Annotated in this window: 17 protein-coding genes; 5 read left to right on the top strand and 12 right to left on the bottom strand. The window is 72.6% G+C overall.

Features of this window, described 5'->3' with window-relative positions:
- Positions 1-71 precede the first annotated feature (71 nt).
- Positions 72-1286: an aminotransferase-like domain-containing protein gene (locus I6G21_RS07275; RefSeq protein WP_129357868.1), complete on the bottom strand. Its 1215-nt coding sequence runs from the start codon at positions 1284-1286 to the stop codon at positions 72-74.
- Positions 1287-1456: 170 nt separating this feature from the next.
- Positions 1457-1837, bottom strand: coding sequence for a hypothetical protein (locus I6G21_RS07270; RefSeq protein WP_224799882.1), 381 nt, complete (start codon positions 1835-1837; stop codon positions 1457-1459).
- A 141-nt stretch (positions 1838-1978) separates the two neighbouring features.
- Between I6G21_RS07270 and I6G21_RS07265 the strand changes: the two genes are divergently transcribed.
- The 3 genes from I6G21_RS07265 to I6G21_RS07255 all read left to right on the top strand — a co-directional run bounded on the left by I6G21_RS07265 (position 1979) and on the right by I6G21_RS07255 (position 4180).
- Positions 1979-2437 (top strand): S-ribosylhomocysteine lyase, encoded by a 459-nt coding sequence (locus I6G21_RS07265; protein WP_058730232.1) that lies wholly within the window; start codon positions 1979-1981, stop codon positions 2435-2437.
- Positions 2434-3240: a 5'-methylthioadenosine/S-adenosylhomocysteine nucleosidase gene (mtnN, locus tag I6G21_RS07260; protein WP_232238423.1), complete on the top strand. Its 807-nt coding sequence runs from the start codon at positions 2434-2436 to the stop codon at positions 3238-3240. Before I6G21_RS07265 ends, mtnN begins: the two co-directional genes overlap by 4 nt.
- Positions 3241-3346: 106 nt before the next feature.
- Complete coding sequence (locus I6G21_RS07255) at positions 3347-4180, top strand: aldo/keto reductase (RefSeq protein ID WP_058730226.1); 834 nt, start codon at positions 3347-3349, stop codon at positions 4178-4180.
- Between the two features lie 114 nt (positions 4181-4294).
- On the opposite strand, the gene I6G21_RS07250 is transcribed toward I6G21_RS07255, so the two are convergent.
- From I6G21_RS07250 to I6G21_RS07240, 3 genes are all read right to left on the bottom strand, one after another.
- Positions 4295-5263, bottom strand: coding sequence for a bifunctional riboflavin kinase/FAD synthetase (locus tag I6G21_RS07250; RefSeq protein WP_129357867.1), 969 nt, complete (start codon positions 5261-5263; stop codon positions 4295-4297).
- An 11-nt stretch (positions 5264-5274) separates the two neighbouring features.
- Entirely contained in the window at positions 5275-6132 is an 858-nt protein-coding gene (locus I6G21_RS07245) for a DUF4345 domain-containing protein (protein ID WP_081275591.1), read from the bottom strand.
- Between the two features lie 144 nt (positions 6133-6276).
- On the bottom strand, positions 6277-6750 hold the full coding sequence (locus tag I6G21_RS07240) for a hypothetical protein (protein ID WP_232238422.1): 474 nt from the start codon (positions 6748-6750) through the stop codon (positions 6277-6279).
- Positions 6751-7139: 389 nt separating this feature from the next.
- Here I6G21_RS07240 and I6G21_RS07235 point away from each other — a divergent pair, with 389 nt between their 5' ends.
- Positions 7140-7370 (top strand): hypothetical protein, encoded by a 231-nt coding sequence (locus tag I6G21_RS07235; RefSeq protein WP_129357866.1) that lies wholly within the window; start codon positions 7140-7142, stop codon positions 7368-7370.
- The gene (locus I6G21_RS07230; RefSeq protein ID WP_165590122.1) at positions 7370-7513 is read left to right on the top strand and encodes a hypothetical protein; all 144 of its coding nucleotides are present in this window, start codon (positions 7370-7372) and stop codon (positions 7511-7513) included. Before I6G21_RS07235 ends, I6G21_RS07230 begins: the two co-directional genes overlap by 1 nt.
- A 167-nt stretch (positions 7514-7680) precedes the next feature.
- Here I6G21_RS07230 and I6G21_RS07225 read toward each other — a convergent pair whose 3' ends face one another.
- The 7 genes from I6G21_RS07225 to I6G21_RS07195 form a co-directional block, all read right to left on the bottom strand.
- A complete protein-coding gene (locus I6G21_RS07225; protein WP_058730230.1) occupies positions 7681-8052 on the bottom strand; it encodes a hypothetical protein in 372 nt (123 codons plus the stop codon).
- The gene (gene truB / locus I6G21_RS07220; RefSeq protein ID WP_129357865.1) at positions 8049-9146 is read right to left on the bottom strand and encodes a tRNA pseudouridine(55) synthase TruB; all 1098 of its coding nucleotides are present in this window, start codon (positions 9144-9146) and stop codon (positions 8049-8051) included. Before truB ends, I6G21_RS07225 begins: the two co-directional genes overlap by 4 nt.
- Complete coding sequence (rbfA, locus tag I6G21_RS07215) at positions 9147-9710, bottom strand: 30S ribosome-binding factor RbfA (RefSeq protein WP_081046357.1); 564 nt, start codon at positions 9708-9710, stop codon at positions 9147-9149.
- A 178-nt stretch (positions 9711-9888) separates the two neighbouring features.
- Positions 9889-12777 carry a translation initiation factor IF-2 gene (infB, locus tag I6G21_RS07210; RefSeq protein WP_129357864.1) on the bottom strand — a complete coding sequence of 963 codons (2889 nt, stop codon included), beginning with the start codon at positions 12775-12777 and terminating at the stop codon, positions 9889-9891.
- Between the two features lie 243 nt (positions 12778-13020).
- The gene (locus I6G21_RS07205) at positions 13021-13281 is read right to left on the bottom strand and encodes a YlxR family protein (RefSeq protein ID WP_055684411.1); all 261 of its coding nucleotides are present in this window, start codon (positions 13279-13281) and stop codon (positions 13021-13023) included.
- A 145-nt stretch (positions 13282-13426) separates the two neighbouring features.
- Positions 13427-14434, bottom strand: a complete 1008-nt coding sequence (nusA, locus tag I6G21_RS07200; RefSeq protein WP_055684410.1) for a transcription termination factor NusA — start codon at positions 14432-14434, stop codon at positions 13427-13429.
- A gap of 116 nt (positions 14435-14550) precedes the next feature.
- Entirely contained in the window at positions 14551-15189 is a 639-nt protein-coding gene (locus I6G21_RS07195; protein WP_129357863.1) for a ribosome maturation factor RimP, read from the bottom strand.
- Positions 15190-15263 lie beyond the last annotated feature (74 nt).

The raw sequence follows: 15263 nt of genomic DNA, 5'->3' as shown, positions 1-15263 counted from the left end.
TCGCGGATTTCCTGGTCGAAAGTGATGACTCGGCGCTGGGATCAGACGCGAGGGGGTGAGATGAGGGCGGGTCAGCTGGGCTGCTCGGCGCGGTAGCGCTGCACCGCGCGGGCCAGGCGGGTCACGCCCTCGACGATGTCCTCCTCCGGGTTGGTCACGAAGGAGATGCGCATGGTGTTGCGGATCGAGGTGTCCACGTGGAAGGAGCTGCCCGGCACGAAGCCCACGCCCTCGGCCATCCCGTAGGGCAGCAGGGCGTCGGTGTCCCAGCCCTCGGGCAGCTCGGCCCACAGGAACATCCCGCCGATCGGGTGGGTCACGTGGGTCCCCTCCGGCAGGGCCCGCGGCAGCTCCCGGACCATCGCGTCCCGGCGGGACCGGTAGGTCTCCAGCTTCTCCGTCGGGTCCATGTGGGTCTCCGGGTGGGTCAGGTAGTGCACGGCGGCCAGCTGGTCCACGGTCGAGCTGTGCAGGTCGATCGCCTGCTTGGCCACGACCATCGCGTCCCGGATCCCTGCCGGCACCCGCGCCCACCCCAGCCGGATGCCGGGGGCCACGGACTTGGAGAAGGTCTGCAGCAGCGCCGTCTGCGCGGCCATGCCCTCGAAGGAGGCGATGGTCGGGATCGGCTCGCCGTCGTAGCGCAGCGCGGAGTACGGGTCGTCCTCCACCAGCATGACGCCGGTCTCCAGCAGCACGTCGGCGACGGCGCGGCGCCGGTCCTCGCTCATGGTGCGCCCGCTGGGGTTCTGGAAGCTGGGGATCAGGTACACCAGCTTCGGATCGTGCTCGGCGATCGCGGCGCGCAGGGCGGACGGGACGACGCCGTCGTCGTCGCACTCCACCGCGACGAACCGAGCCCCGGCCAGCCCGAAGGTCTGCAGCGCCGCCAGGTAGGTGGGGTCCTCCACGAGGATCACGTCCCCGGGATCGCACATGACCTGGCCCAGCAGGGTCAGGCCCTGCTGGGAGCCGGTGGTGATGATCAGGTCCCCCGGCCCCGTGGGCACGCCCTCGGCGGTCATCTTCCGGGCGATCGCCTCGCGCAGGTCCGGCTCGCCCTCCGAGGAGGAGTACTGCAGGGCCCGCTCCGGCTTCTCCAGGGCCGCGGTGTAGGCCGCGCGGATGGCCGGCAGGTCGAAGAACGCGGGATCCGGGATGCCGCCGGCGAAGGAGATGACCCCGGGGCGGCTCACCAGATCCAGCAATGCCCGGACCGGGGAGTCCTCGGTCTGGGCGAAGGCGCGGGACATGCGGGGACTGAACTCGGGATGCGGGGCGGTCATGATCCTGGAGTCCTCCTTCGAGGGCGACGGCGTGTGTGCCCTCCCACTGTAGCCCCGGCCGCAGCCGCCCATTCCCCCGGGGGATGCGCGGAGGCGGCGCCGCGCTCGCCGCCCCCCAGGGGAGGACGGCGGCCGCGGCGCCGCCTCGGCGACGTCGAGCGGGCTGTGCCCTACTTGCCCTTCTTTGCCTGCTTCGCGGCGTGCTTGATGTTCTCGGTGACCAGCTCGAAGGAGCTCTTCTTCCGGGCCTTGCCCAGGGTCAGGGAGGCCAGGGCGACGGCGCCGGTGACGGCGTAGACGGAGGGCCAGGCGCCGATCTTCTTGGCCAGCGGGTGGGACAGGCCGAAGGCGGCGGTGTACGCGCCGGTCAGCAGCGCGGCCCGCCCGGCTCCGGCGTTGCGCTTCCAGCCGCGGAAGGCCGCCGCGCCGGCCACCGCCAGCACGGCCCCGCCCAGGGGGCGGTTGCCGGTGGCCCGGGCCACGGAGTAGCCGCCGATCAGTCCGGTGGCGGAGGTCAGGGTCGGGCCGAGGGTCTTGGTCAGAGCGGACATGGGTGTCTCCTGGGGGTCGGGCGAACGGTGCTCACCCTCCGGTATATCCCACCCGCGCCCCCTGCGGCCACCGACTGCGGCGAGCGCCACGCGCGCGAGGCGGCGGATGTGGGACAGGGCGGATGCGGGACAATGGGGAGCATGCAGAAGATGAACGTCGAATCCTTCAACCTGGACCACACCAAGGTGGCCGCCCCCTACGTGCGGATCGCGGACCGGAAGGAGCTGCCGGGAGGGGACGTGCTGATCAAGTACGACGTCCGCTTCACCCAGCCCAACCGGGACCACCTGGACATGAAGACGGTGCACTCCATCGAGCACCTGAGCGCCGAGCACATGCGCAACCACACGGACGCGCTGATCGACTTTTCCCCCATGGGCTGCCAGACCGGCTTCTACGCGCTGACCCTGGGCCTGGAGCCGGAGCGGTTCGCCCCGATCCTGGAGGCTACCTTCCGGGACATCCTGGCCGCCGACGAGGTTCCCGCGGCCAACGAGACCCAGTGCGGCTGGGGCGCGAACCACTCCCTGGCCGGGGCGCAGGAGGCCGTGCGCGGCTTCCTGGCCGCCCGGGACTCCTGGGACGAGGTCTACGCGTGAGCCAGCAGGAGCACATGCGGTCGACGGCGGCTGCCGACGTCGAACCGACGACCCCCGCCGCCGATGCCGCGGCGCCTTCGCCGCTCGACCCGGAGACCGCGGCGGCCCTGCGCGGCGGCGCCGTCGTCCTGGTGGCGATGGATGAAGAGGAGGCGCCCTTCCTGGACCGCGGCACGGCCCTGGCCGAGCCGGTCCGGCTGGGCCACGCCCGCGCCACCGCCCTGCGCTGCGGCGCTCAGACGATTCTGCTGGTGCGCACCGGCATCGGGCTGGCCAACGCCGCGAGCGCGGCCGCCGCAGCCCTCCTGCTGGCCCGGCCCCGGGCCGTGGTCTCCGCGGGCTCGGCCGGGGGCCTGCACGCGGAGGTGGAGGTCGGCGACGTCGTGGTGGGCACCGATTACGCGTACACGGACGCGGATGCCACCGCCTTCGGCTACGTGCGCGGGCAGGTGCCCGGGATGCCGGCGAGCTACCCCGGGGACGAGGACCTGCTGGCCGCCGCCCGCGCCCTGCCCGCCCAGGAGGAGGGCGTCCGGCGCTTCGGGCCGATGCTGGCCGGCGGCTCCTTCGTGACCGCCGCGAACGTCGCCGACACCCGACAGGCCTTCCCGCGGGCGCTGAGCACGGACATGGAGACCACGGCGATCGCCCAGGTCGCCGCCGGGTACGGCGTGCCGTTCCTGTCCGTGCGCGGGATCTCGGATCTGTGCGGACCGGCCGCGGATCAGGACTTCCACCTGGCCGTGGAGATCGTCGCCGAGCGCTCCGCCCGCACCGTCCTGGCCCTGCTCGACGCCGCCTGAGCGGGCCTTGAGCCCCCGCACCACCGACCCGAGGCCTGGCGCGCCCCGCGCCCGACCACCGACCACCGCCGCCGCACCCCGCGGCGACCGGAGAGGAGAGAACACCATGAACCACCACGTCCTGCGCGACGGACACGAGATCCCCGCCATCGGCTACGGGACCTACCCCATGGACGACGCCGAGTCCGAGGCGAACGTCTCCGAGGCCATCCGGCGCGGTTACCGCCTGATCGACACGGCCGCCCAGTACAGCAACGAGGAGGGCGTGGGCCGCGGGATCCGCGCCGCCTCCCCCGACGTCGAGCGGGAGGAGCTGTTCGTGCAGACCAAGCTGGCCGGCAAGGACCACGGGTACGACAAGACCCTGGCCGCCTGCAAGGAGTCGCTGCGTCGGCTCGGCCTGGAGTACCTGGACCTGTACCTGATCCACTGGCCCAACCCGAGCGTGGACCTGTACGTGGAGTCCTGGAAGGCGATGATCGAGCTGCGCGAGCAGGGCCTGGTCCGCTCGATCGGGACCTCCAACTTCCTCCCGGAGCACCTGCAGCGCCTGGAGGAGGAGACCGGGGAGATGCCCGTGGTCAACCAGATCGAGGTGCAGGTGCAGTACCAGCAGGAGGCCCTGCGCGGCTTCCACGACGAGCACCGCATCATCACCCAGGCCTGGTCCCCGCTGGGGCGGATGAAGGCGCTGGCCGAGGACTCCGCCGTCGGGCAGATCGCCGATCAGATCGGGGCCACCCCCGCCCAGGTGGTGCTGCGCTGGCACGTGCAGAACCACATCATCCCGCTGCCCAAGAGCGCGAACCCGGAGCGGATGGAGCAGAACCTCAACGTGTTCGACTGGGAGCTGTCCGAGGAGGACATGCAGAAGCTGCACCTGGCGCACACCGGCATCGGGCTGAAGGGCTACGACCCCCGCACCCACGAGGAGTTCTGAGACACCTCCTCTCTTCCCTACTGCGCCGAGTCATCGCTTTCGACGAGAATCCGCGCGATTTTCTGTTGGAAGTGATGACTCGGCGCAGGGGGCGAGCGCGGGTAGGGGTGGGGGCTAGGGCAGGTTGAGGGCGCAGCGGGCGTCGGCCACGTCCTGGTGCATCTGCTCGATCAGGGCCTGCATGCCCCGGTAGGCCACCATGGGCCGCAGGTGCGCCACGAACTCCAGGCGCACGTGCTGCCCGTATAGGTCGAAGTCCTCGACCCGCTCCTTCGGCCGGTCCATGACGTGGGCCTCCACCTGCCGGGACACACCCTCGAAGGTCGGATTGGAGCCCACCGAGATCGCCACCGGCCAGCGGGTGCCGGCCTCATCGAACAGCCACCCGGCGTACACCCCGTCCGCAGGGACCAGCCCGTCCGAATCCGGGGCCATGTTGGCGGTGGGGAAGCCCAGCTCGCGTCCGCGGGCCGCCCCGTGCACCACCTCCCCGCTCATCCGGTGGTGCCGACCCAGCAGCCGCGCGGCCTCCTCGACGTCGCCGGCGGCCAGCAGCTCCCGGATCCAGGTGGAGGAGAAGCGACGGGATTCCTCCCCGCCCTCGCCGTCGGCGGCGAGATCCTCCACCACGACGACGTCGAAGCCGTACCGGCGGCCCAGCTCCCGCATGGTCTCCAGATCCCCGGCGTTGTCTCGGCCGAAGCGCACGTCCGCGCCGATCACCACGGCCTTCGCGCCCAGGGCATCCACGAAGGTCTCCCGGATGAAGTCCTCGGGCGTGGTCCGGGCGAACTCCAGGGAGTAGGGCAGCAGCAGCAGGGCGTCCAGCCCGGTGTCGGCCATCAGCAGCCGGCAGTCGTCCCACCCCATGATCGGGTGGTGCGGCCGGTCGGGGCGGTGCACCTGGGCCGGGTGCGGGTCGAAGGTGACCGCCACCGAGCGGGCGCGCCGGGCGCGGGCCTGATCCACCACCTGCGAGAGCACGCGCACGTGCCCGCGGTGCACGCCGTCGAAGTTGCCGATGGTGACCACGCTGGGACCGAAGTCCTCGGGCACCTGCCCGAGGCTGGTGAAGCACTGCACGCCCGCGGCCCCTAGCGCTTGCCCGCGGTCTCGGAGCCCGCCGGGCGCACCCCGTGGGGGCCGGCGGCCATCTCGCGGCGGATGCGGTTGGCCTTGGTGATCCACGCGTACCAGACGAGCAGGCACGGCGGGATGACCAGGTCCAGGATCATCAGCACGATCGAGGACCAGTGCGGCAGCCCGAAGAAGGCCCAGGCCAGCACGCGCCCGATCCCGCCGAGGAACACGGTGCAGCACACGAAGCTGAGGGTGTTGGCCCACTGGAACTTGATCGCGATGCCGACGAACGCCGCACCGACCCCGCACAGCACGGCGGCCAGCCCGCCGTATGCGGAGGCGATGGTGGTGCCGGGTTCGGGGTTCCCGCCCGGCAGGGAGCCGGCCCCGGCCAGGACCTGCCACACCCCGTAGGCGATGATCAGGACGCCGTACACGGCGATGGCCAGGCGGAACAGGGACCAGTCGTGCGGGCTGCCGTCCTCCTTGGAGGCCGGGGAGGACCCGGAGGGGGCGGAGCCGGCCGCGCCCCGGCGGGCCTTGGCGGAGGTCTTGGCACCAGCCGGGGCCGACGCCGCGGCCGCGGACCGGCTCGACGTCGCGGCCGCGCCGTCGGCACCGCGGGACCCGGGCTGAGTCATTGCACCACCCTGTGCTGCGGTGCCGCGCTCGGCGGCGGCCTCCCGGGAGGTGGCCTGCCGGGAGGGGCTGCGCGGGGCCGAGCCGGGGGCCCGGCCGGCGCCGGCCTCCCGGGCGGAGGCCGCGGCGGCGTCGCCGCGGGTCCCCTCCCCGGACCCGGCGGTCCAGGGTTCGCGGGCGGCGGGCTCCCCCGCGGCGGAGCGGGAGGACTCGGGACGGGGCTCAGTGCTCATGATCGGTGCCTTTCTGCTGCGGGGCCGCGCTCCGCGCGGTGATGTCTCCAGGGTACGCACCGCCGGCCGCGGTGCGCGCCAGCACATGCTCGCCGGGTCGGGTCCGCGTCGGCGGAGCGACCCCGGCGGATCAGGTTAGCCGAGTCAGCCTCGGCGGGTGGAGGGCCGGTTCCGGCGCAGCCACAGCAGGCCGATCACCGGCAGCACCAGCGGGACGTAGCCGTAGCCGGAGCCGAAGTGGGACCACACCGAGGCCTTGGGGAACAGCTCCGGGGCGGCCAGGGACAGGACCCCGACGGCGAGCACACCGGCCAGCTCGATGCCCACCGTCCACACCGACACCCAGTAAGCCCGCAGCGAGGTCTTCGCCAGGGCGATGGTCGCGACCACGTAGATCGCGGCGGCCACCCCGGAGAGGATGAAGGAGACCGGGGCCTCGTCGAAGCGGAAGATCAGCTGGATCAGCGCCCGGCAGCCTGCGGCCAAGGAGAACAGGGCGTAGACCGCCACGAGCAGCCGACCGGGACCGGAGGACTTGGCGGCCGGGCCGGGCGGTGGGGACGGGGCCGTCGAGGCGGCGTCGTGCTGCCGGCCGGGCTGCTCGGGGGTGGTGCTCATGGGCGTGGGTGGCCTTTCCTTCCGGGCCCGTGGGCCCGTGCGACGTCGATGGGTGGGGCGGCGGTGCCTCGGCAGGGGTGCCGGAGTCGCGGCTGGATGCCGCGGCCTCCCGGGGTGTGGTCTCGGCGGGTCCGCCGCCGCTGCGCATCAGGCTGGTCATCCGCGGATCGAGCGACCATGGATCCGATTCCGGCGGTAGGCTGACCTCATCCACTCGGATGGCGACAGGACACCAATATGGTACGCGCTCCCCCGACCGGCAGATCCAGCGGTGCGCAGAACCTCATGCACGCCGTCATGCACGGCGCGACGACGCCGCTCCCGCCTCCGGCTGCGTGACCGGGAACCGCAGCCGCTGGAGCCCCCCCACTCCGAGAGGGACCCCCATCATGATCCTCGCCGCCACCTCCTCCCCCTATCAGTCCGGGCCCCGTGTCCTGGTGGTCCTCTGCCTCTTCGCCATCCCGTTCATCATCGGGACATTCAACCTCGTCGTGGCCATCTGGGCGCTCGCGCAGCTGAAGGGCACGCAGCGGCGCATCACCGAGCTCGAGACGCAGCAGGGCCTCGACGGGCAGCGCGCCACCGGTCGGAACGGGCAGAACGGGCAGGTGCAGTGATGCTCCTCGTCCTCCTGGTCCTCGGCCTCCCCATCCAGGTCCTCACCGCTGTCCTGATGATCAACGTCATCCTCGGCCTGCGCCGGGCCCGGACGCGCGTCTACGAGCTGGAGCTCCAGCGGCGGCCGCGTGACCGGCGCTGAGGCGGCCTGAGATCGTCTGCGCCGCAGTCCAGGGCTGGCCGACGACGCCGTCTCCGGGGACGGTCGGCTCACCGGGGCGCGTGCTGGGTGGTGCAGCCTCGCCCCGTGGACGCCCTGCTCCCGCACGGCCGCAGGCGCGGGCGCGCAGAAGCCTGGAGGCGTTGGGGTCAGTAGTAGTACCAGAGCATGTTCATCCGCTGCACCATGACCGCGATGATCGGTCCGGCCACCGCGAGCATCAGGGTGGACCAGCGGGTCCGCTCGGCCAGGGACCAGATGAAGGTGCCCGCGGGGATGATCATCGCGGTCAGCAGGTAGCCGTAGTACTCCCAGGCGTCCCCGGCGGGCCCGTCCGTGGCGATCTGCATGATGATCGAGCCGACCAGGTACACGATGAGGAACAGCTCCAGCACCAGCACCGACCCCTGGGAGAAGTCATCCGGGGCCTTGCCCCGCAGAAACTGCACGAGGCAGATCAGCCCGGAGATCCCGCCGAGGACCACGCTGATCCAGAACCACAGGTCGTATCCGGCGATCACGCGGCCCCCTCCCCCGCGGCGGCCGATGCGCCGGCGTCGGGCCCGGTTTCGGGCCCGTCGAAGCGCTGCCCGGAGGCGAAGACCAGGTGGGGCACCGCGACCTCCCGGCCGCGGCAGCGCTGGTCCTGCAGCAGGGCCACGAGGGTGCCGTCCGGGGCGAAGCCCGCGCTCAGCGCGGCGGCCGGAACGATCCCCTCCCCCGCGCCCGTGCTGACCCGCTCGGACTCCGCGGGGGCGGGCGCCTGGCCCTCGGGGCGGGTCCCGCTGGGGGTGATCCATCGCCCGTTGGAGACGTCGGTGGCTTCGGCGCCGGTGAGCCGGCGCTCGCGGAACAGCCGCCGGGCGGCCTCCTGCAGCGGCAGCAGGGGCAGCCCCTGCCCGGTCTCGCGCCGCGCGGAGAGCTCCTCCAGGGTCGCCACATCCGCCAGCCCCACCTGCCCGATGCGGGTGCGGCGCAGCGCGGTCAGGTGCCCGCCAACCCCCAGGGCCGCGCCGAGGTCCCGGGCCAGGGCCCGGATGTAGGTCCCGGAGGAGCAGGACACGCTCACGCACAGATCCAGCACCGGGACGCCGTTCGCGCCCGTGGTGCGCACGCGCTCGTGCACCGTGAACTCGTCGATCCTCACGGGTCGAGCGCGCAGCGCCACCTGCTCCCCGGAGCGCACCCGGGCGTAGGAGCGCTTCCCGTCCACCTTGATCGCGGACACCGCGGAAGGCACCTGCTCGATGTCCCCGGTCAGCCCGGCCACGGCGGCGTCCACCGCGGCGTCCTCCAGGGCCTCTACGGCCCCGGCGGGGGCGGTCGCGGTGGTCTCGCCCTCGGCGTCGTCGGTCACGGTGGAGGCGCCCAGCCGGATCACGGCGTCGTAGCTCTTGGTCTCCCCGGTGATCCAGGTCAGCAGCTTGGTGGCCTGGTTGATCCCGAGGATCAACACGCCGGTGGCCATGGGGTCCAGGGTGCCGGCGTGACCCACCCGGCGGGTCCCGGCCAGGCGGCGGGTGCGCGCGACGACGTCGTGGCTGGTCAGCCCGGCGGGCTTGTCCACCACGAGCAGCCCGGAGGGCCCGGTGCTGTCCCTGCTGCCGCGTGCCACCTAGTCGGCGTCCTCCGCGGAGTCCTCATCCCGGCGGACCTGCGGAGTCCCGGAGTCCGGCTCGGCCGCGGCCTCGTCGTCGAAGTCCTCCTCGACGGGGTCGTAGCCGTCGAGGATCTGCTCGGTCTCGTCGTGCTCCTGGTCCTCGCGGTCCTTCTTGTACGGGTCCGCCTCCCCGGCGTACTGGGCGCCGATGGAGGAGGCGGCGACCTCGGCGTCGCGCTCGCGGGCGGTGCGCAGGATCTGCTCGAGGTGGCTGGCGTTCTCCGGGACCTCGTCGGGCACGAAGGTCAGGGTGGGGGTCAGCCGGGCGGTGATGTTCCTGCCGACCTCGGAGCGCAGGATGCCCTTGGCCGATTCGAGGGCGGCGCGGGTGCCGGCCTTCTCCTCGTCGGTGCCGTAGACCGTGTAGTAGACGGTGGCGTGCTGGAGGTCGTTGGTCACGCGGGCGTCGGTGACGGTCACGAAGCCCAGGCGTGGGTCCTTGACCCGTCGCTCCAGGGCGCGGGCCACGATGACCTTGATCCGGTCGGCCAGGCGGGCGGCGCGGGCGGCATCAGCCATGGGACTTCTCCTTGCACACGACGACGGCACACCGTGCGGTGCGCCCCTGTCAGTTTAGTGGATCCGCGACCCTCCCGAAGGACGACGAGCCGCCGTCGGGCGGATCCCACAGCTGGGAATCCGCGCCGACGGCGGCTCGCTCAGTGGCACCGACCTGCGGCCGGCACGGGGCCCGGGGTCAGTCGCGGGGCTTCTCGCGCATCTCCCAGGTCTCGATGACGTCGCGCTCCTTGATGTCGTTGAAGGAGCCGAGCCCGATGCCGCACTCGTAGCCCTCGCGCACCTCGGTGGCGTCATCCTTGAAGCGGCGCAGGGACTCGATGGTCAGGTTGTCCCCGACCACGTTCCCGTCCCGGACCAGGCGGGCCTTCGCGTTGCGGCGGATCACGCCGTCGCGCACGATCGACCCGGCGATGTTGCCCCACTTGGAGGAGCGGAAGACCTCGCGGATCTCCGCGGAGCCCAGGGCCACCTCCTCGTACTCGGGCTTGAGCATGCCCTTCAGGGCCTGCTCGACCTCCTCGATCGCCTGGTAGATGACCGAGTAGAACTTCATCTCCACGCCCTCGCGGTCCGCGAGCTCCTGCACGCGCTCCGCCGGACGGACGTTGAACCCGATGATGATCGCGTTGTCCACGGTCGCCAGGTTGACGTCGTTCTGGGTGATCGCGCCGACGCCGCGGTGGATCACGCGCAGCTGGACCTCGTCCCCGTCGCCGACCTCGATCTTGTACAGGGCGTCCTCCAGGGCCTCCACGGCACCGGAGACGTCGCCCTTGATGATCAGGTTCAGGGTGTCCATCTTGCCCTCGGAGACGGCTTCGTCGAAGTTCTCCAGGGTGACGCGCTTGCGGCGCTTGGCCAGCTGGGCGTTGCGGTCCGCGGCCTCGCGCTTCTCCGCGATCTGGCGGGCGGTGCGCTCCTCCCCGGTGGACAGGAAAGTGTCCCCCGCCCGCGGCACGGTGTTCAGACCGAGCACCTGCACGGGCCGGGACGGGCCGGCCTCCTCCACGGAGGCGCCGGTCTCGTCGAACATCGCCCGCACGCGGCCGTGGGCCACACCGGCGACGATCGCGTCCCCGACGTGCAGGGTCCCGGACTGGACCAGGACGGTGGAGACCGCGCCGCGGCCCTTGTCCAGGTTGGCCTCGATGGCCACGCCGCGAGCTTCCTTGTCCGGGTTCGCCTTCAGATCCAGCGCGCCGTCGGCGGTCAGGGTGATCGCCTCCAGCAGCTCGTCGATGTGCTGGCCCTGGCGGGCGGAGATGTCCACGAACATGGTGTCCCCGCCGTACTCCTCGGGCACCAGACCGTACTCGGTGAGCTGACCGCGGATCTTCTCCGGGTTCGCGCCCTCCTTGTCGATCTTGTTCACCGCGACCACGATCGGCACGTCCGCCGCCTGGGCGTGGTTCAGCGCCTCGACGGTCTGCGGCATGACGCCGTCGTCCGCGGCGACCACCAGCACGGCGATGTCGGTGACCTTGGCACCGCGGGCGCGCATGGCGGTGAACGCCTCGTGACCCGGGGTGTCGATGAAGGTCAGCTTCCGGTCCTCGCCGTCCACCTGGGTGGTGATCTGGTAGGCGCCGATGTGCTGGGTGATGCCGCCGGCCTCGCCCTCGATGACGTTGGTGTGCCGGATGGCGTCCAGCAGGCGGGTCTTGCCGTGGTCCACGTGGCCCATGACGGTGACCACCGGGGGCCGGGCCTGCAGCTGCTCCTCGGTCTCGGCTTCGCGCTCGCCCTCCAGGTCGATGTCGAAGGACTCGAACAGCTCGCGCTCCTCGTCCTCCGGGGAGACGACCTCGACCTTGTAGCCCAGCTCCTCGCCGAGGACCTTGAAGGTGTCCTCATCCAGGGACTGGGTCTGGGTGACCATCTCGCCCATGTGCACGAGCACGGTCACCAGCGAGGCCGGGTTGGCGTTGATCTTCTCCGCGAAGTCCATGACGGAGGCGCCGCGGCGCAGCCGGATGGTCTGGCCGTTGCCCCGGGGGACGACGACGCCGCCCACCGTGGGCGCCTGCATCTGCTCCAGCTCGTGGCGCTTGGCCTGCTTGGACTTGCGCTGCTTGCGGCGGGAGTGCCCGCGCCCGAAGGCGCCCTGGGCGTTGCCCCGGCCGCCGCGACCGGCCCCACCGCGGGCGGGACCGCCGCCGGGGCCGCCCCGGCGCGGGCCGTGGTTGGAGCCCGGCGCACCGGCGCGCGGACCCACCCCGGCCGGCATCTTGGCCGGCATCATGTTGGGGCTGGGGCGGTTGCCGCCGCCGGGACGCGGGGCGGCCGGACGGGGACCGCCCTGACCGGCGCCCTGAGCCGGACGCGGACCGCCCGGGCGGGGACCGCCCTGGCCCGGACGGGGTCCGCCGGGGCGCGGGCCGCCCTGGCCGGCGCCCTGGCCCGGACGCGGGGCACCAGGACGGGGACCGCCGCGGCGCTCACCCTGACCGGCGCCGCGACCCGCACCGGAGCCGCGCATGCCCTGCTGGGAGGCGAAGGGGTTGTTGCCCGGACGCGGGGCCCCCGGCTTGGGGGCGGAGCCGCGCGAGGCGGACGGGCGCGGACCGGGGGTCGGTGCCTCGGAGCCCTTCATGCCCTGCTGGGTGGAGAAGGGGTTGTTGCCGGGCTTGGGCCCGGGCTTCTGCCCCGGCTTGGGGGCGTTGGACGGCTTGGCCGCGGGACGCGCCGGAGCGGACGGGGCCGACTCGGAGGCGCCCTGCTCGGTCTTGGCCTGCGGGGCGGGCTGGGCAGGGGCCTGCTGGCCGGCGGGCTTGCCCATCTGCGCGGGGCTGGGCGCGGTCTTCCCGGCCGTCTTGGGGGTGGCGGCGGGGCGGTTGCCCGCGCCGGAGGGCTTCGGGGCGGAGCCCTTGGCCGCGGAGTCCTTGGCGGGCTCCTGCTTCTTCACGCGGTCCGCGAAGGCGGCGCGCAGCTTCTTCTCCACGGGGGGCTCCACCGTGGAGGAGGCGCCTCGGACGTATTCGCCGAGTTCCTGCAGTTTGGCAACGGCCTCTTTCGAGGGGATGCCGAGCTCTTTGGCGAGCTCGTGGACGCGGGGCTTGGCCACATTACTCCTGTCTCGGTCCGAGCCGAAACAGGCTCGGGCCGGTCAAATCCGTATAAGGGTCTCGCGGTGCGCGGGCATCGCGAGCACGCCGTGGGCAGAGCACACTGAAGCACTCATCGCGCGGCACTCATCGGGTTTCCATCGGTCTTCTGACTCGCTTTCCATGGGGCGGCGCCGGCAGGCGCCTCCCGTCGACATCGGCGGTGGGGTGAGCTCTCCCGCTGCCGTGCGGCCGCGCTGACCTCACCAGGAGGTGAGCAGCGGCGCGGGATCGACGGCGCGGCGGAACGCTCGGGCGAAGGACCTCGTCCTCTCCGCGCGCTCCAGGCACTCCCGTCGGGGGTGCAGCCACGCTCCGCGGCCGGGGGCGGACCGGGTGGGGTCCGCGACGACCTGGGGCACGGCGGCGTCGGCGGGATGGGAGAGCACCACACGGACCAGTGCGGTGCGGTCCTCGATCCGGCGGCATCCGATGCACGTGCGCTGACCGGCGGGGGAGGACACAGCGGTTCGACCCCTTTCGGTGCTCGGCGGGCGCGCGCGGATGCGACGGTTCGACGATCGCAGACCAGTCTAGCCCCTGCCCGGCGCGGAACCCAAGACCGAGAGGCAGGACACAGGTCGTGTGAGGCGCGGTGCGACCGCGGCCTCAGCCGCGGGGGGACGCGGAGCGATCCGCGCCGGAGCCTGCGGCCTTGGACTGGGCGACGATGTCGATGCGCCACCCGGTCAGCTTCGCGGCCAGCCGGGCGTTCTGCCCCTCCTTGCCGATGGCCAGGGACAGCTGGTCATCCGGCACGATCGCGCGGGCCTGGAAGCGCCCCGCGGGGTCCGTCTCCACCCGGGAGACCTTGGCCGGGCTCAGCGCGCCGGCGATGAACTGGGCCGGGTCCTCGGACCAGGTGACGATGTCGATCTTCTCGTCGTTCAGCTCGGAGGTCACCGCCCGGACTCGGGAGCCCATCTCCCCGATGCACGCGCCCTTGGCGTTGATGCCGGGTCGGGTCGCGTGCACCGCGATCTTGGTGCGGTGCCCGGCCTCGCGGGCCACGGACTTGATCTCCACCTCGCCCTGGGCGATCTCCGGGACCTCGTGCTCGAACAGGCGGCGCACCAGATCCGGGTGGGTGCGGGACAGGGTGATGGACGGGCCCTTGAAGCCGCGGCGAGCCTCGACCACGTAGGCGCGCAGCCGGGTCCCGTGCGGGTACTTCTCCCGCGGGGACTGCTCGTGCTCGGGCAGCACGGCCTCCACGGTGCCCAGGTCCACGTGGACCATGCCCCCGCGACCGCCCTGCTGGACCTGCCCCGAGACCAGCTGGCCCTCGCGGTTGCGGAAGTCCCCGAGCACCTGCTCGTCCTCGGCCTCGCGCAGGCGCTGGAAGATCACCTGGCGGGCGGTGGCCGCGGCGATGCGCCCGAAGTTCTTCGGGGTGTCGTCGAACTCGCCGATGCGCTGGCCGTCCTCGTCCACCTCGGGGGCCCAGATGCTCACCCGGCCGGTGGTGCGGTCCACGTGCGCGCGGGCCCCGCGGATGGCGCCGGGGTTCTTCTCGTAGGCCAGCAGCAGCGCGGATTCGATCATGGAGATCAGGGTCTCCACGGGGATCTCGCGCTCCTTCTCCAGGAGGCGAAGGTTGCTCATATCGATATCCACGGTCGAACCTCTCTCGCTGCTGATCGTCTCCCACGGGCGGGACCCCGCTGATGCTGATCGCGCGGGCCGGTCGCCTCCGCGATCGGGAGGCGACCGGCCCGCGGTCCGGGGCCAGTCTACTCGGCGTCCGCCGGACCGGAGAACTCCACCTCCACCTGGGCCTTGCGCACCGACGCCGGGTCCAGGGCTTCCTGCTCGTGATAGGACTCCGGCTGGCCCTTGCGGGTGTTCTTCCGACGCCGGATCAGGGCGCGCACCCCGTCGGCGCCCTCCTCCACGGCATCCAGGCGGGCCAGGAACGCCTCCCCCTCCTGCGGGGTGATCCGCAGCAGGCGCCCGCGGGCCCGCTTCCAGTGGCGGGTCTGCATGAGCTTCCGGGTGGCCCCCGGGGAGGTGACCTCCAGCAGGTAGGCGGTCTCCGGCTCCTCGGGATCGGCGTCCAGCGCGGCCGAGACCGCCTGGGAGACCTCCCCCAGGGTGTCCAGGGACACGGAGCCCTCGGCGTCCTCGGGCAGATCGACGACGACGGCGAGGGTCTGGCCGTTGCCGGCCCCGCGGGCGGTGACCTCCTCCAGTACGAGGTCGAAGGAGGCCAGCACCGGGCGGATCAGCTGCTCGATCCGCTCCAGGTCCACGGTCTCGACCAGCCCTCGGCGCGGGTGGGCCTGCTCGGAGTAGTCGGCGTGGGCCTTCTGCCGGGCCAGCTTCCGCCGGGATCGGGACGTGGAGGACTTCTTGGCGTGGTCCTTGGACATGGGCTCTCCTTCGGCACGCCCCGGCCGGTGCGGTGAGGGCGGGCGATGCTCGGTGCCGGGCGGGGCGGCGTCGC

It is taken from the genome of Rothia kristinae (assembly GCF_016028855.1).
Lineage (GTDB): Bacteria > Actinomycetota > Actinomycetes > Actinomycetales > Micrococcaceae > Rothia > Rothia kristinae.
Note: the sequence above shows the minus strand (reverse complement) of the source record. Positions and strands in the feature narration are given on the sequence as shown.

Excerpts from the sequence above, each read along its gene's own strand:
- I6G21_RS07255 (WP_058730226.1), top strand. The coding sequence starts at position 3,347 with ATGAACCACCACGTCCTGCGCGACGGACACGAGATCCCCGCCATCGGC.
- I6G21_RS07275 (WP_129357868.1), bottom strand. The coding sequence starts at position 1,286 with ATGACCGCCCCGCATCCCGAGTTCAGTCCCCGCATGTCCCGCGCCTTC.
- I6G21_RS07245 (WP_081275591.1), bottom strand. The coding sequence starts at position 6,132 with ATGAGCACTGAGCCCCGTCCCGAGTCCTCCCGCTCCGCCGCGGGGGAG.
- I6G21_RS07240 (WP_232238422.1), bottom strand. The coding sequence starts at position 6,750 with ATGAGCACCACCCCCGAGCAGCCCGGCCGGCAGCACGACGCCGCCTCG.
- I6G21_RS07270 (WP_224799882.1), bottom strand. The coding sequence starts at position 1,837 with ATGTCCGCTCTGACCAAGACCCTCGGCCCGACCCTGACCTCCGCCACC.
- I6G21_RS07230 (WP_165590122.1), top strand. The coding sequence starts at position 7,370 with ATGCTCCTCGTCCTCCTGGTCCTCGGCCTCCCCATCCAGGTCCTCACC.
- I6G21_RS07235 (WP_129357866.1), top strand. The coding sequence starts at position 7,140 with ATGATCCTCGCCGCCACCTCCTCCCCCTATCAGTCCGGGCCCCGTGTC.
- I6G21_RS07195 (WP_129357863.1), bottom strand. The coding sequence starts at position 15,189 with ATGTCCAAGGACCACGCCAAGAAGTCCTCCACGTCCCGATCCCGGCGG.
- I6G21_RS07265 (WP_058730232.1), top strand. The coding sequence starts at position 1,979 with ATGCAGAAGATGAACGTCGAATCCTTCAACCTGGACCACACCAAGGTG.
- rbfA (WP_081046357.1), bottom strand. The coding sequence starts at position 9,710 with ATGGCTGATGCCGCCCGCGCCGCCCGCCTGGCCGACCGGATCAAGGTC.